This window comes from Bacteroides sp. 51, from assembly GCF_010500965.1.
In the GTDB taxonomy this organism is placed as follows: Bacteria; Bacteroidota; Bacteroidia; order Bacteroidales; family Bacteroidaceae; genus Bacteroides.
Genome location: NZ_QVMI01000053.1, coordinates 1 through 15,378, shown reverse-complemented (window position 1 = coordinate 15,378; position 15,378 = coordinate 1). Strand labels below are relative to the sequence as shown.

Below are 15,378 nucleotides of genomic sequence, written 5' to 3'. Positions count from 1 at the left end.
AGACTACTGCAAACGGAATTGCAGGTGTAATCAATAGTTTAAACTATAGTCACACAATCACTTACACGACTTTTCGTGTCACACCCCCGGATCGAAATAACTTGTCACCATATTAGTGGCTTCTGTGATACCACCAACACCATTACCTTGTGCGAATACACTTGAAACAGCAGCCAAGACAAAGGCTGCCGACATAAGAATTTTTTTCTTTGTCATATTGAGAAATTGTTAAAATGGTAAGCGGGGTGGATAGTCCCGCTCACCAGGTTGTTACTATTGAATTTTTTTAGTGGTAGGTCATAGACCTTTTAGTTGTAGCCTTACAGATGCTAACCATAATCTCTTTCTTTCATCTTTCTTTGTTTTTACATTATTAATACTCACTTATGCAAAATCCCTGATATTAAAAGTATCGGGAGCTTTCTTTCCGTTTCCAGCTGTCCCGGCTTCCTTGTCTTTTCGTTCATAGAAAGCCGAAAGGCTCTCCGCTATAAGGTCGGTAACGATTCGCTTTGCATCGGGTTTACCTGAAACCACCTGTTCAAACATATCAGTCTGCCGTATTTCCAACAGGGTATCACCCGCTTTTTGCTTTTGTTCGGGGGTGGCATCATCCTTACGGTTTACCGTGCGAACCATATTTCCCAAATCATCGAACTGAACACCTAAAGCAAGTGCGGCTTGTGCCGTGCCTTCGACTTCTTCTTCCTCGTCTTCCGGCTCATCCTCGTTTACTTCCGTCTGTTCATATTCAAGGGGATAATCTATATCCATTGGTTCGTTATCTTCGTCGGGCGGAGTATCGGAAAACGCTTCGTCCAGTTCTTCCGGCGGCACTTCTGCTGACGATTTTACCTCGTTAGACAGAGCAAATGTATCAGGATTTTCTACCTGATTTTCGGATTTTGGCGAAGTGGCAGTGTATGGCTCCGGTATGGCAGCAAGTGGCTTCGATGCACTTAAATCAAATCGGCTTTTTCCAACTATATCGGCTTTAAGTTTTCCTGTTTCTTGGATTGAAGAACCTTGACCGACAATGTTCTTTTTTCGTCTTTTCCCTGCTCTTAAATACAGGAGATAAATTCCGACAAAGAGGGCATACAGTACAACTATGGTTACAAATATCTTTTCCATTTTTATTTCTTGGGGATTAGGTAGTCATCGTCGCAATTCTTCTTATACAGTTCTGAAATATCGTCCTGAAAAGTTTCAAAGTGATGTTTCAGTACATTGTCGATATAACTGAATATGGTTACTTCATTTTCCCCTATAACCTTTACAATCTTTGAAATCCGACTATGGTATTTTTTGCGGATACCGACCTGTTTCCCGTTTCTTGTCGGGATGTTTGCATTTACAAGAAACCGTTTTTTATAGTCAATCATAGATTGTTCAAGAACCGTTTCTTCGTTTGGGACAACGATCATTTGTACTTCCTGTTCTTCTTCCTGAACAGTTTCTTCACACTTGCTTTCTCTTACTCGTTTTCTGTGGCGCATTGCTTTGGGTATCATTACCACTGCAAGCACGACAAGGCAGCATACGATAAGACCTATCATTATCGTATTGTCATTGAAAAAAATCGGATTGGGTATCATACTCTTGTTTTTTTATGGGTTAAAAAATACTTCCGTTATTCTTATTGTATAGTTCGGTTATTTCATCCTGATAAGTGGCGAAATGTTGGGTAAGCACATTGTCGATGTAGCTGAACAAAGACACTTGATTCTTACCGATAACCTGAACAATCTTCATTATCTTTTCGTGATGTTCTTTGCGGATGTAAACAGATTTTCCGGTACGTGCCGTAATTCCAACCTCCTGAATGAACAGGCTTTCGTAGTCAGGCGATTTACTCCGCTTGCGCTTCGTCTCTTCACGAGGAGTTTCTTCCTGAACAGTTGCAACGGGTTGTACCGTTTCTTCAGGTTCTGTATTCTGTTCCGGCTTCTTTTCATATTCAGGAACTAATGCTCTGGGTATGGAACTCGGATTGTTCCGCCGTTCCTTGTTTTTGAATGAGGATATGACAAAACTTGCATCAATCTCATTCAGGTTCACGTCTTCTTTCTTTTTAGCCATGACTTGATTATTTTAGGGTTTCCAACATTTCATCTATCAGGGTATCGAGGTTACTGCCCCTTACCAGTGCTTTATCCGCAGGGAACAGCGTAGATCGGAACAGGGCTTTGTGGTTTACCGATTGTTCACGACGGAATCGCTTACTGTCGGGAAGGAATGTTTTGAAAAGCGGGAAACCCAGTTTGTCAATCACATCCTCATACACTTCGTAGAGTTCGGTTTTCTCTCGTCCATCGACGAGATTCCAAAGTAGAAACAGCCCCTTGATTTTCGCTTTGCCGGGCGTAATCAGGGCATCATTGACCGTAATTACATATTGCAGGGTACTTTCCAGTACCAGTCGGTCGGCACTTATCGGAGCAATAATGTAGTCCATAAGAGAAAGCGTGTGTACCACTGCCGGATTGTTGATAGTTCCCGGCAGGTCGAAGAATACGAAGTCAGGCTTCAATTCTTCTATTACATCCTGCGCATCTTCCATTGCGTTTTCAGGACTGCTTTCGATAACTTCATAAGCCTTTTTCCCCAGTGCGGAAAATTGCTCGTAAGCCATGAGCTTGTAATGATCGTCTTCCATCGACATTTTTATATCACGCTCTCGCATTTCCGCGATTGAGTGTTGCGGAAAGTCGCAGTCAATCACGGCCACATTATAGCCTTTCACATAATGCAGATAAGAAGCTACCAACACAGTCAGGGTTGTTTTTCCGGCTCCACCCTTTTGGGTGCTAAAAGCCACGTTCAAAGTTTTCTTTTTCATTGTCTGAATTTTTTAATTATTGTACATCGTTTGTATTTCTGTCCGGCTAAACAACTATCTGTCTGTTTAGCCATTCGTTTGATTATTTGTCTATCCGTCTATCTGTCCGCACATCCGTTTGTTTGACCGTTGGGCTATTTGGCTGTTTGTCCGTCCGTCTGTTTAGCCGTTGGAACGTTTAGCCGTTTAGCCAGTCATTTGTTTATTCAGTCATTCGTTTGGCTGTATCTCCATATAGCCGACTGTATGTTTTTATATTTGTACAGCTATTCTTTTAACTGTCCGTCTGTCTGTACATACAGCCGTTTTCCTCTGCAAATAAAAACCTAAAATTTATCCCGCACACTACTTTTTCACGAGGTGGCAGCAAGTGGCTTCGGTATGGCAGCAAGTGGCTTCGATGCTTATAATACAGCACGTTACTTTAGCCTGTAACTTTGCAGCATGAAACGTCGGGAGGTGTCCGACCGCCATTTTCGCTCGTTACCTCGCTTTCATATCTGTCCCTGTTCAGGACAGATTTTATTTGCGACATGGCAAATAGCAAGCTGTATTTTTTGCTGCACGGAAACCGTTTTGCTGCAAAAAATGCTTGCCCCACAAGGGGGACGCAAACCCTCCGAAGTCGGGTTGCTGATGGAATCATTTCGGGCAATGATTGATTGGCGGCGGATGCCGGAACGACGGATTGTACCACTAAAAAAATCCGACGTATGAATGAAAATGCTAAGAACTCCCCGAAACGGGGAAAAGGGGGACGTTCCCCCAAGAATGATCCGGCTGCTTACCGTTATTCGGTAAACTTCACGGCTGTCGAACACGCCCGGTTTCTCACCATGTTTGAGCAATCAGGGCTACAATCTATGGCACGTTTTATCGCTGCCCGTGTATTCGGGGATGAGTTTCGTGTGGTAAAAATCGACCGTTCCGCTATGGAATATGTTACCAAACTCACTTCTTTTTATGCACAATTCCGTTCCGTTGGAACGAATTACAACCAAGTTGTAAAGGAATTGCACAGTAATTTTTCAGAAAAAAAAGCACTCGCTTTACTCTACAAATTAGAGAAAGCGACCATTGAACTGGTTGAAATCGGGAAGAAAATTCTGGAATTATCAGAAGAATTTAAGGAAAAATGGTTGCAAAAATAAATATCGGAAGCAACCTGTACGGTGCATTGGCATACAATCAGGAGAAAGTGGACGAAGGTTTGGGAAAGATACTGGGAAGCAATCTTGTTTTTGAACCTGCCGATGGTCAATTCAATGTGTTGGAATGTATGGAGGATTTTATGCAGTTTGTCCCGGCTCACTTCCGTACCGAAAAACCTGTTTTCCATGTATCGTTAAACCCGCATCCTGATGACCGCCTGACAGACGATCAACTGGCGGACATCGGGCGGGAGTACATGGAGAAACTGGGATATGGTAATCAGCCTTATCTTATTTTCAAGCATGAGGACATTGGTCGGGAACACCTGCATATCGTATCGCTCCGGGTGGATAGCAAGGGAAAGAAAATCGACAGTTACAAAGAGCATGAACGAAGCAAGGAAATAACCGAACACTTGGAACGTAAATACAACCTGAACCCTGCGGAGGGGCAAAAATGTTCCGAACAATGGGAACTTACTCCTGTCGATGTTTCAAAAGGCGATTTGAAAAAACAGATTGCTGCGGTTATCAAACCGTTGGCATCCATGTACCATTTTCAAAGTATGGGAGAATACAAAGCGGTTCTCTCCTTATATAATATAAATGTAGAGGAACTGAAAGGCGAAGTAAAGGGAAAGCCTTATCGGGGATTGCTGTATTCGGCAATGGACAGCAAGGGCAACAAGGTCGGTAATCCGCTGAAGTCTTCCATATTCGGGAAGTCGGTCGGTTATGACGGATTGGAAAAACGTATGGCAAAATCAGCCGAACGCATTAAAACCAAGAACCTGAAAACACATACGCTGAAAGCGGTATCGGAAGCCAAGCAGGGCAGCCAAAGCGAGAGTGAGTTCCGAGCGAAGCTAAGGCAGCAGGGTATTGATGTTCTGTTCAGGCGGAATGATGAAGGGCGAATTTACGGTGCAACTTTTATCGACCATACAACCCGTACCGTTCTGAATGGCTCACGATTGGGCAAGGAGTATTCAGCCAATGTATTCAACGACTTGTACGGAGGAAAGCAGGAACAAATACAAGAGCCGATACAAACCACCAACCTTTCCGATGTTTACAAAGCAAATGCACAACAAGAGAATAACCACAGTGCGGACAATGGTCTGGGTGGAATTTTCTCAATCCTTTCTCCTGAACCGGAGAACCATCCCAAAGATGAAATGCCATTACCACGCCGTAAGAAAAAGAAAAAACGCAGGTATGGCAGGCAGATGTAAGAGAGTATTATTGATTTATTAACATTTTAATTTTCAAGAAAATGCAACAAGAAGATGATTTAAGAGGGCTTGCCAAAGTCATGGAATTTATGCGGGCAATCAGCATAATTTTCGTAGTGATAAACATTTATTGGTTCTGCTATTTCGCTCTGCGGGAATGGGGAATCAATATAGGAGTAGTTGATAAGATACTACTGAACTTTGACCGGACTGCCGGATTATTCGGCAACATTTTGTACACAAAACTATTTGCCGTCGTTTTCCTTGCCCTTTCGTGTTTGGGGACTAAGGGCGTGAAAGAGGAAAAAATCACTTGGCCAAAAATCTATGTTTTTCTGGCAATCGGTTTTATCCTGTTCTTTATGAACTGGTGGATTCTAGATTTGCCATTACCCGCAGCAGCGACAACAGGTTTTTATATCCTCACAATGGCAGCAGGTTATCTGTTTTTGTTGGTCGGTGGATTATGGATGAGCCGTTTGCTCAAAAACAATATGTTCGACGATGTTTTTAATACGGAAAATGAATCGTTCATGCAGGAAACACGGCTTATCGAGAACGAATATTCGATAAATCTACGAACACGTTTCTATTATAAAAAGAAGTGGCACAATGGTTTCATCAACGTTGTAAACCCGCAGAGAGCCTGTATCGTTTTAGGAAGCCCGGGGAGCGGCAAAAGCTATGCAGTTGTAAATCAATTTATCAAACAGCAAATCGAAAAAGGTTACTCAATGTACATTTACGACTTCAAGTTTCCAGACCTTTCTACAATCGCTTATAACCATTTATTAAACAATCAATTAGGCTACAAAAAAGTGCCGACTTTCTATGTGATTAACTTCGACGATCCGAGCCGTTCGCACCGTTGCAATCCTATCAATCCGTCTTTCATGGAAGATATTTCGGACGCATACGAATCGAGTTACACGATTATGCTCAACCTCAATAAAACGTGGGTGCAGAAGCAGGGCGACTTCTTTGTAGAATCTCCGATTATTTTGTTTGCTTCAATCATTTGGTATCTTAGAATATATAAGGACGGAAAATATTGTACGTTCCCTCATGCGATAGAGTTCCTGAATAAACGCTACGAAGATATTTTTCCTATTCTCACTTCATATCCCGAACTTGAAAACTACCTTTCTCCCTTTATGGACGCATGGTTGGGTGGTGCTGCCGACCAGTTAATGGGACAGATAGCAAGTGCGAAAATTCCGTTATCCCGTATGATTTCGCCCCAGTTGTACTGGGTTATGAGTGGCGATGAGTTTACGCTTGATATAAACAATCCTGATGATCCGAAAGTGTTGGTTGTCGGTAACAATCCCGACAGACAGAACATTTACGGTGCGGCATTGGGACTTTACAACTCCCGTATCGTGAAACTCATAAATAAAAAGGGACAACTGAAAAGTTCGGTAGTCATTGACGAGCTGCCCACAATTTACTTCAAAGGATTGGATAACCTGATAGCGACTGCCCGTAGTAATAAAGTTGCAGTGCTTTTAGGGTTTCAAGATTTCAGCCAATTAACAAGAGATTACGGCGACAAGGAAGCAAAAGTCGTGATGAACACCGTCGGTAATATTTTCTCCGGTCAGGTTGTGGGAGATACGGCAAAAACGCTTTCCGACCGTTTTGGGAAAGTATTGCAGAAACGCCAATCCATGACTATTAACCGCAACGATAAATCAACCTCTATCAGCACCCAAATGGATAGTTTGATACCACCCTCAAAAATTTCCAATCTTACACAAGGAATGTTCGTCGGCGCGATTGCCGATAATTTCGATGAACGTATCGAGCAGAAAATATTCCATTGTGAAATAGTAGTGGATAATGCGAAAGTAGCTACCGAAACAAAAGCATATCAATCTATCCCTGTTATTACCGATTTTACAGACGAAAACGGAGTAGATAGAATGAAAGAGCAAATTCAACTTAATTACAACCGTATCAAAGAAGAAACTAAACAGATAGTCGCAGACGAACTGGAAAGAATAAAGAACGATCCGGCATTGGCTCATTTGTTGCAGCAACAGGAATAACCCTATACATATATAATATAAGAGAGCCGGATTTTTTCGGCTCTTTATTTTTTTGTTCCACAACGCCACATACTGCCATACCGGAGCCACTTGCTGCCACCTACTCAAAAAGCAACTGTCAGCCTGCTTATTACCGCTACTTTTATTCTGCATTAATAGTGATGCAGAACAAAAAACAGTTTAATCATGGATGAAAAATTAAATCCGAAAGACAAGGTTCTCCTGATGCGAGATGAAGGAGAAGGCAACAAACTCAAAGTAGTGAAAGGCATTGACAAGAAAGGAAAGATTGATGCCATTGATCCCATGAAGGCGAAACAGACCGATTTTATCAAAATCGACAAACACGCCGACCCTCTCGAAAACTTTTTCAAAAACTTCTTTAATCAGGCAAAGAACCCCTCTCATACGGGATTCTATGCTGTAACAGTTGATATGCTTGATAAAGTTCTATCGCTTAGTGATAAGGAATTGGAAAAGTTTCGTATTGATCCGAGAGATTACCTGAATAAAGAACAGGAGCAATCAACCAAGAAAGAAGAAAAAGAAGTAATAGCCGAAAAAAAAGAAGAAAAAATGGATGCAACAACCGAACAGAAAACGGAATTTAAGCAATTCGACACGAATCGTATCCCTGAAAGCGAGTATCAGAAATACGGTATTAAACCCGAAAATTTAGAGGGCGAACTCAAAGCCATGAGTTACGGGTACAAATCTCCGCACCTCGTGGATATTAACCCAAAAATCGAGGGCGTGGACTATCCGATGAAAGCCCGCCTGTTATTGGAAGAGCAGCCTGACGGTAGCTTGAAGTTCGTTCCGCACCCACAGCAACAACAGGTAGATTTGGATAAACCGTTTCAGGGTATTATGCTTCCGAACGATGTAAAGGAAAACCTATTGGCGACAGGTAACGGTGGTCGTGTGGTCGAACTGGAACCAAGACCAGGCGAAAAAGTACCGTCGCTTATTTCCATTGACAAACTGACCAACCGTTTGGAAGCCGTACCGCTTGATAAACTTACCGTTTCTCAAAACCTGAAAGGCACGGAACTAACTCCCGAACAGCAACAGGCACTCAAAGAGGGAAAGAAAGTATTGGTCGAGGGCATGACCTCTAAAAACACAATCGGCACAGACAATCCCCGAAAATTTGATGCTTACGTTCAGTTCAATGCTGCCAAAGGCGGTTACGATTTTTCCTACGAGGGGTTAGACCGCAATAAGTATCAACAAAACGCCAAGCAGGAACAAAGCCAAAACGGGGAACAACAGAACCAAGTCCGTATTCCCAAAAAACTCTTAGGCGTTGATTTGGATGAAAAGCAGCAGAACTCACTCCGTGAGGGTAAAGCGGTCTATGTTCAAGGAATGCTGAAAGATGCAAAGGGCGAGCCTTTCAATGCGTATGTAAAGGTAAACAATGAAAAAGGCAAACTCGACTTTTTCAAATGGAATCCTGATAAAGCCAAGAAGCAAGGTACGGATGTGAAAGTTGCTGAAGGGAATAAGACACAGGTAGCAGTCAATTCGCAGGGCAAAACCAATGAAGCAACCAAGAATGTAAAAGAACCCCTGAAACAAGGTCAGCAAAAGCCTACCGAGAATCAGAACAAAGAACAGAAACAACAGCAAGGTGTTAAAAAGCCTGTGAAAAAATCCACAGGACACAAAATGTAATATCAACCACTAAAATAATCCGATAGTAAATGAAAGTAATAATTGCAGAAAAACCATCGGTAGCCCGTGATATAGCGGCTATCGTTGGTGCGAGTAACCGCAAGGACGGTTATTTGGAAGGTAGCGGATATGCCGTTACATGGGCGTTTGGACACCTTATAACATTAGCAATGCCGCAGGATTATGGTATCACAGGCTTTCAAGCAGAAAACCTACCGATACTTCCTGCCGAATTTAAGTTGTTACCTCGTCAAGTAAAAGACGGTAAAGAGTATAAACCCGATCCGGGCACAATGAAGCAACTAAAAGTTATCAAAGAGTTATTTAACAAATGCGAGCGTATCGTGGTTGCTACCGATGCCGGACGTGAGGGGGAGTTAATTTTTAGATATATATTTGATTATCTTGAATGTTCCAAACCTTTCGACCGTCTTTGGATAAGCAGCCTTACGGATCAGGCTATCCGCAAAGGGTTGGAGAACCTACGTCCGGGAAAAGAATACGACAACCTGTACGCTTCTGCAAAAGCCCGGAGCCAAGCCGATTGGGTTGTCGGAATAAATGCTTCACAAGCCCTTTCGGTATCGGCAGGCTACGGGGTATGGTCGTTAGGTCGTGTACAAACACCCACACTCGCCATGATTTGCAGCCGATACCTCGAAAACAAAGAGTTCAAGCCGCAAACCTATTTTCAGGTAAAATTGCATACAGCAAAAGATGCAACCCAGTTTTCCGCTATTTCCACAGAACGATACAATACGAAACAGGACGCAGACACAATCTTAGAGCGTATCCGCTCGTCAGAATCCGTCAGTGTCGTAAACGTAGAAACAAAGCAAGGAAGTCAGGAACCGCCTTTAATCTACGACCTTACCACCTTGCAGAAAGAAGCGAACAGCCGCCATAGTTTTTCAGCAGATAAAACTTTGTCGGTGGCACAATCGCTTTATGAAGCGAAGCTCATTTCCTATCCGAGATCAGGAAGCCGCTATATTTCCGATGATGTTTTTGCCGAGATACCTGCCCTTATCAGTCAGCTATCCGGTTATGCTCCATTCGGCAGTTACGCAAAAACATTGTCAGGAGCAAGCCTGAACAGGCGTTCGGTAAACGACAAAAAAGTTACCGACCACCATGCCCTGATTATTACGGAAAATATGCCGGGCGATATTTCAGCCGACCAGCGTATCATATATGATATGATTGCTGCCCGAATGTTGGAAGCCTTTTCGGGTAAATGTACCAAAGAGAATACAAGTGTTTCTTTGGATGCTTCGGGCGTTTTGTTTTCGGTCAAAGGTAGTGTTATCCTTATTCCCGGTTGGCGTGCCGTATTGAACGCACCTGATGATGAAAAAGGCGAAGATGATGCTCCGGCACTTCCGTCTTTATCTAATGGCGATGTCCTTCCCATTAACGGAACGGACTTATTGGAGAAACAAACCAAGCCCCGACCGTTACACACAGAAAGCAGTCTGCTTTCTTCTATGGAAACCTGCGGTAAAGACCTTACCAACGAGGAAGAACGGGAAGCAATCAAAGAATCAGGTATCGGAACTCCTGCTACCCGTGCCAGTATTATCGAAACGCTGTTCTCCCGTGAATATATTGTACGCGAGAAGAAATCGCTTGTCCCCACCAATAAAGGATTGGTCGTTTATCTGGCTGTTCGTGATAAAAAAATTGCCGATATCAGTATGACGGGCGAATGGGAAAATGCTTTGAACAAGATAGCAGAAGGGAAAATGGATGCTGATACGTTCCACAAAGGAATTGAAATATATGCAGCACAGATAACGACTGAACTGTTGGGAACTAAAATCGAAGGCGGTGGTAATCAGCGAGAGAGTTACCCATGTCCTAAATGCAAAAACGGTCAGGTTGTTTTCTTTCAGAAGGTTGCCAAGTGTCAGAACGAAGCCTGCGGATTGACTGTGTTTCGGAACAAGTCAGGCAAAGACCTGACCGACGGACAACTGAAAGACCTGCTTACCAAAGGTAAAACGGGAACTATCAAAGGTTTTAAGAGCAAAGAAAATAAGCCTTTCGATGCTGTCGTAGCTTTTGATGCGGAGTATAAAACGGTATTTCAATTTGATAATTCTAAAAAGAGAAAAAAATCATGAAAGTAAATCTTGCAATTAGTTTTAGTTATGACGATAGATCGGAGAATGAGAAAGAAAAGCTAATCTCTGACTTATTAGATAGTTTTATGGATTTCTGTGATGATCATAATTTCGATTTTCAGTGTATTCCAAGAATTGGCGAAGAAATCGTTGCGGAAGAGTTTATCTTGAAATGGCTTGAAAATAAAGATTATAAAAAGCCTTGTTCTGAAAGCGAAGCAATGAAGAAAATCTATTCCGTTTTAATGACCGGAACTTTTAAGGTTACCGGAGTAAGTCACAGCCTTAGAAGCTGTACTGTCGAATGTTCTGATATCCAAATGGAATCATAAGATAAATCACTATCTTTGCCACTAAGAAAGTTCATACGCACCACAGGTTTGATGAGAAATTGTTAAATCAGGTACTATTGAATTTTTTTAGTGGTGGCACTGGGGAGGGATACCCCAGTGCCTTTTGCATATCTATATCAACAATATTACCACAAAAAAATTCATAGTATGAAATACAATTCAATTTTAGAGCCTGCGGAAATGTCGTATTTCCGGCTCAATCTACTATCTTACTTACGAGATTCTCACCCCGACAAAGCAAACGACCTTTCCTTTATTGCAGGGCGTGGAGATATGGCTGCCGAAGCATATAGTGAAGCCATTAAAAGCGGTTTAGACCATATTCAGGCTGCCGAAATCGCAAACGAAGCCCTATTCAAAGGCTTACACTTTTCTCCTTATAATATTATTGTCGAAATACTTTGGAACGAGTTCTTCGACGAAGTATCTCCGGGCGAAGCTCAAACAAAGGCGAAAGATTTATTACCCGAATGTCAGGCAGTATTTTCTAAATACAACCTGAACGATGATTATGCCGAGACGACCGAGTACCAGTCGCTCTATACAGAGCTTGTCGGCACAATCCTGATATTGCTCGAAAATGAGTTACAATAAGCGAACTCATTTGCGTCAGAACATTGATGCAATTAAGTTAGCGTTAAGGCTCGATAAGGAACAACGACAGGCAACACCCGAAGAACGGGAAATACTCGCTAAATATTCAGGTTTCGGAGGAATAAAGGCAATTCTTAACCCTGCCAACAAACCCGAAGATATTCAGCGGTGGTCTAAATCCGAAGTCGAGCTTTTTCCGTTGGTGCAGGAACTTCACGAGGTACTCCGTGAAAGTTCTCCCACTCCGGAAGTTTACAAACGCTATGTCAGTTCTCTGAAAAGTTCTATCCTGACCGCATTTTATACACCAAAGCCTGTCATTGATGCGTTGACAGATGCTTTAAAAGATAGTGGTATAACACCGACACGCTTTTTAGAACCCAGTGCCGGAACAGGAGCATTTATTTCTTCGTTCAAAGAAACTGCACCTGAAGCCAAAGTAACCGGATTTGAAAAAGATCTGCTGACTGGAAAAATCCTCTCACACCTTTATCCCGATGATAAAGTAAGGATTGAGGGCTACGAAAAAATGGAAGGACGCTACTCACAGTATTTTGATGTGATTGCATCCAATATACCATTTGGCGATGTCTCGGTATTCGATCCGCTATTGTCCAACCATGAAATACCCGCCGTCAAACAATCGACGCAGGCGATACACAACTACTTTTTTGTAAAAAGTGTTATGTCGGCCAGAGAGGGCGGGATAATCGCCTTTATAACCAGTCAGGGCGTACTCAATTCGGAACAGAACAAGCCGATACGGGAATACCTGATGAACACCTGCGATGTGGTTTCAACTATCCGTTTACCGAACAATCTCTTTTCCGACCATGCCGGAACTGATGTAGGCAGCGACCTGATAATCCTGCAACGGAACAATAAAAACATAGTTCCCAGCCAAAGGCAGCAGGATTTTATAGAATCCCGCAAGCTGTCAAACGGTATTTCTATAAATAATCTGTTCCGTGATTTCGATAGGGTTGTACAAACCAGTTCTAAAATTGATACCGACCCTTATGGCAAACCTGCGATAGTTTTTACCCACGAGGGCGGAGTAGAGGGTATTGCCAAAGACCTACGGCAAATGTTGAAAGAAGATTTCTCCCAACATTTGGATTTGCAGCGTTACCAAACCCATGCACAGAACTCGCCGGAACAACAAGTAACAACCGCCGTAGAAATTAAACCTACACTTGAATCAAATGCCAATGACCTCAATCCCCTTTGGCAAACGGAAGAACTCGATCCATTTTGGCAGGCTATTGAAGACGACTGGTTTCCCGGCAATAATCAATCCGAAACGATAAAACCTGCGATTGAAAGCAAACCTGAACCACCCAAACCACAACAAAATTATTCGGGTACGCTTTTCGATATGGACGACCCTGCCATTAAAAAAGAGCCGACTCCGGAGGCGAAACCGAAGTCTGTTACAGAACAACCTTTAATTACGCTCTATGACCTTTTCGGTTTTACCCAAGAGGAACGCAGTCAGGTCAAACGTCCTAAACGTCGTAAAAGCAACAAGGTGAAAAAAGAGGAAGTTAAAGAACTTCCCTTTATGGACTGGCGGGAAGAAATGGCACATAACGCCGCACAGCAGCGGGAAAAGCTACAAGAGGAAACTGCGGCAGCCTATCCCGTATTTGATGCCCGTCGGGAGGAACAACTGGAACGGCTGAAAGAAGAAGCCGAACGGGAGCAGCAGGAACGTATGAAGCCGATACCCTACTACAATGCGGAAGATATGCCGTCCCATTACCGTGAAGGCTCGCTTGTAACAGACGAAAATAATCGTATTGGGTATTTGCGTGATTTAGAAGGATTTCAGCCGATGTTCCATCCGCTTCAGCTCACAGGAACACAGCAGGCGAAAGCATCCCTTTATATTGAAATACGGGATACTTACCACCACCTGTATAATAACGAAGCAACAAGGCTGGAAGCCAATCCCGCCTTGCGTGAAATGTTGAATAGGCTTTACGATGATTTTACCCGTCGTTTCGGAAATATAAACGATGCGAAAAATCTAAGCCTTATTAAAATGGATGCCGGAGGAACAGAAATTCTCTCCCTTGAACGCTATGTAAACGGCAAAGCTGTCAAAGCTGATATTTTCCAACAACCGGTTGCTTTCAATCCGAACGAGATAACCCATGCGGATAATGCACGGGAAGCCCTGACCGCTTCGCTTAACAAGTATGCCCAAGTAAACCTTGATTATATGGCAGGGCTTACAGGCGGTACTTCGGAGGAAATACTGGAGGAATTGAAAGGGCAGGTATTTTTCAATCCGATGATAGGGGCTTATGAAATTAAAGACAAGTTCATAAGCGGTAACGTCATATCCAAAGCTGAACACGTCGAGCAGTATATAGAGAACCACCCCGACAACGAAGCGGCAAAAGAATCATTAAAGGCTCTCAAAGAAGCAATACCACGCCCGATACCGTTCGAGGATTTGGATTTTAACTTCGGGGAACGGTGGATTCCGTCAGGTATTTACAGTAAGTATGCTTCGCATTTGTTTGATACAAACGTATCGGTACATTACGCACAAAGCCGTGATGAGTACACCCTGAAAGCTGACAGCAAAAATATCAAGATATGGGATCAGTACGCTGTTAAATCAACGAACCGGACTTTCGACGGTATCGCCCTGATGAAACACGCCTTACACAATACCTCTCCCGATATTACGAAGAAAGTCAATAAGTTGATTGACGGGGAAATCAAAGAGGTCAAAGTGCGTGATTCCGAATCAATCCAACTTGCCAACTCCAAGATTGACGAGATACGGAACGGTTTTGTAGAATGGCTGAATGAACAATCGCAGGAGTTCAAAGACCGACTGGCAGATAAATACAACCGCACGTTTAATTGTTTCGTCCGTCCGGAGTATGATGGAAGCCACCAAGAGTTTCCCGGACTTGATTTGAAAGGCTTGGGTATTCCCGACCTTTATAAGAGCCAAAAGGATGCTATCTGGATGGATAAGCTCAACGGTGGCTCGATTGTGGATCACGAGGTGGGTGGTGGTAAAACTTTGATAATGTGTGTAAGCGCCTACGAGAAAAAACGTTTGGGATTGGTAAACAAACCGCTCATTATGGCTCTTAAAGCCAATGTGCATGAGATAGCCCAAACTTTCTGTACGGCTTACCCCAATGCCAAAGTGCTGTATCCGGGCAAAGAAGATTTTACCCCTGCAAAACGGGCGAAGATCTTCAACGAAATGAAGAACAACAACTGTTATCCAAACCTTCTCATTATCCAAACTTTTTATAAATCCAGCTCATTTTCAAGAGTATAAATATAAATAGTTTTGATAATGCTCCTTATT

At 42.9% G+C, this 15,378-nt stretch carries 11 protein-coding genes and 2 pseudogenes; 8 read left to right on the top strand and 5 right to left on the bottom strand.

Annotated features, from left to right (window positions below):
• Nucleotides 1-84: 84 nt before the first annotated feature.
• From D0T87_RS22790 to D0T87_RS22770, 5 genes and pseudogenes are all read right to left on the bottom strand, one after another.
• Nucleotides 85-216: pseudogene (locus D0T87_RS22790) on the bottom strand (DUF4134 family protein); the annotation flags it as partial.
• 168 nt (nt 217-384) lie between these two features.
• On the bottom strand, nt 385-1,134 hold the full coding sequence (locus tag D0T87_RS22785) for a hypothetical protein (RefSeq protein WP_163178343.1): 750 nt from the start codon (nt 1,132-1,134) through the stop codon (nt 385-387).
• 2 nt (nt 1,135-1,136) lie between these two features.
• Complete coding sequence (locus D0T87_RS22780) at nt 1,137-1,598, bottom strand: DUF3408 domain-containing protein (RefSeq protein ID WP_163178341.1); 462 nt, start codon at nt 1,596-1,598, stop codon at nt 1,137-1,139.
• A 19-nt stretch (nt 1,599-1,617) separates the two neighbouring features.
• Nucleotides 1,618-2,082: a DUF3408 domain-containing protein gene (locus D0T87_RS22775; RefSeq protein WP_163178340.1), complete on the bottom strand. Its 465-nt coding sequence runs from the start codon at nt 2,080-2,082 to the stop codon at nt 1,618-1,620.
• A gap of 7 nt (nt 2,083-2,089) precedes the next feature.
• Nucleotides 2,090-2,842: a ParA family protein gene (locus D0T87_RS22770; RefSeq protein ID WP_163178338.1), complete on the bottom strand. Its 753-nt coding sequence runs from the start codon at nt 2,840-2,842 to the stop codon at nt 2,090-2,092.
• A gap of 713 nt (nt 2,843-3,555) precedes the next feature.
• Between D0T87_RS22770 and mobA the strand changes: the two genes are divergently transcribed.
• The 8 genes and pseudogenes from mobA to D0T87_RS22730 form a co-directional block, all read left to right on the top strand.
• Nucleotides 3,556-3,993, top strand: a complete 438-nt coding sequence (mobA, locus tag D0T87_RS24320) for a conjugal transfer protein MobA (protein ID WP_203558769.1) — start codon at nt 3,556-3,558, stop codon at nt 3,991-3,993.
• Nucleotides 3,978-5,228: a conjugal transfer protein MobB gene (mobB, locus tag D0T87_RS22760; protein WP_163178336.1), complete on the top strand. Its 1,251-nt coding sequence runs from the start codon at nt 3,978-3,980 to the stop codon at nt 5,226-5,228. The genes mobA and mobB overlap by 16 nt, the downstream gene beginning before the upstream one ends.
• Before the next feature lie 41 nt (nt 5,229-5,269).
• Nucleotides 5,270-7,279, top strand: a complete 2,010-nt coding sequence (mobC, locus tag D0T87_RS22755) for a conjugal transfer protein MobC (RefSeq protein ID WP_163178334.1) — start codon at nt 5,270-5,272, stop codon at nt 7,277-7,279.
• 186 nt (nt 7,280-7,465) lie between these two features.
• Nucleotides 7,466-8,959: a DUF3945 domain-containing protein gene (locus D0T87_RS22750; RefSeq protein ID WP_163178332.1), complete on the top strand. Its 1,494-nt coding sequence runs from the start codon at nt 7,466-7,468 to the stop codon at nt 8,957-8,959.
• 29 nt (nt 8,960-8,988) lie between these two features.
• Nucleotides 8,989-11,085, top strand: coding sequence for a type IA DNA topoisomerase (locus tag D0T87_RS22745; RefSeq protein ID WP_163178330.1), 2,097 nt, complete (start codon nt 8,989-8,991; stop codon nt 11,083-11,085).
• A complete protein-coding gene (locus D0T87_RS22740; protein WP_163178328.1) occupies nt 11,082-11,417 on the top strand; it encodes a hypothetical protein in 336 nt (111 codons plus the stop codon). Before D0T87_RS22745 ends, D0T87_RS22740 begins: the two co-directional genes overlap by 4 nt.
• Before the next feature lie 168 nt (nt 11,418-11,585).
• Nucleotides 11,586-12,032, top strand: coding sequence for a DUF1896 family protein (locus tag D0T87_RS22735; protein WP_163178326.1), 447 nt, complete (start codon nt 11,586-11,588; stop codon nt 12,030-12,032).
• Nucleotides 12,019-15,285 (top strand): annotated as a pseudogene (locus tag D0T87_RS22730) (N-6 DNA methylase); the annotation flags it as partial. The gene D0T87_RS22735 and the pseudogene D0T87_RS22730, both read left to right, overlap by 14 nt.
• Nucleotides 15,286-15,378 lie beyond the last annotated feature (93 nt).

What these genes read in the sequence shown, in the direction of transcription:
- D0T87_RS22785 (WP_163178343.1), bottom strand. Translation starts at nt 1,134, where the DNA reads ATGGAAAAGATATTTGTAACCATAGTTGTACTGTATGCCCTCTTTGTC.
- D0T87_RS22750 (WP_163178332.1), top strand. Translation starts at nt 7,466, where the DNA reads ATGGATGAAAAATTAAATCCGAAAGACAAGGTTCTCCTGATGCGAGAT.
- D0T87_RS22740 (WP_163178328.1), top strand. Translation starts at nt 11,082, where the DNA reads ATGAAAGTAAATCTTGCAATTAGTTTTAGTTATGACGATAGATCGGAG.
- D0T87_RS22775 (WP_163178340.1), bottom strand. Translation starts at nt 2,082, where the DNA reads ATGGCTAAAAAGAAAGAAGACGTGAACCTGAATGAGATTGATGCAAGT.
- mobC (WP_163178334.1), top strand. Translation starts at nt 5,270, where the DNA reads ATGCAACAAGAAGATGATTTAAGAGGGCTTGCCAAAGTCATGGAATTT.
- mobA (WP_203558769.1), top strand. Translation starts at nt 3,556, where the DNA reads ATGAATGAAAATGCTAAGAACTCCCCGAAACGGGGAAAAGGGGGACGT.
- D0T87_RS22770 (WP_163178338.1), bottom strand. Translation starts at nt 2,842, where the DNA reads ATGAAAAAGAAAACTTTGAACGTGGCTTTTAGCACCCAAAAGGGTGGA.
- mobB (WP_163178336.1), top strand. Translation starts at nt 3,978, where the DNA reads ATGGTTGCAAAAATAAATATCGGAAGCAACCTGTACGGTGCATTGGCA.
- D0T87_RS22745 (WP_163178330.1), top strand. Translation starts at nt 8,989, where the DNA reads ATGAAAGTAATAATTGCAGAAAAACCATCGGTAGCCCGTGATATAGCG.
- D0T87_RS22735 (WP_163178326.1), top strand. Translation starts at nt 11,586, where the DNA reads ATGAAATACAATTCAATTTTAGAGCCTGCGGAAATGTCGTATTTCCGG.
- D0T87_RS22780 (WP_163178341.1), bottom strand. Translation starts at nt 1,598, where the DNA reads ATGATACCCAATCCGATTTTTTTCAATGACAATACGATAATGATAGGT.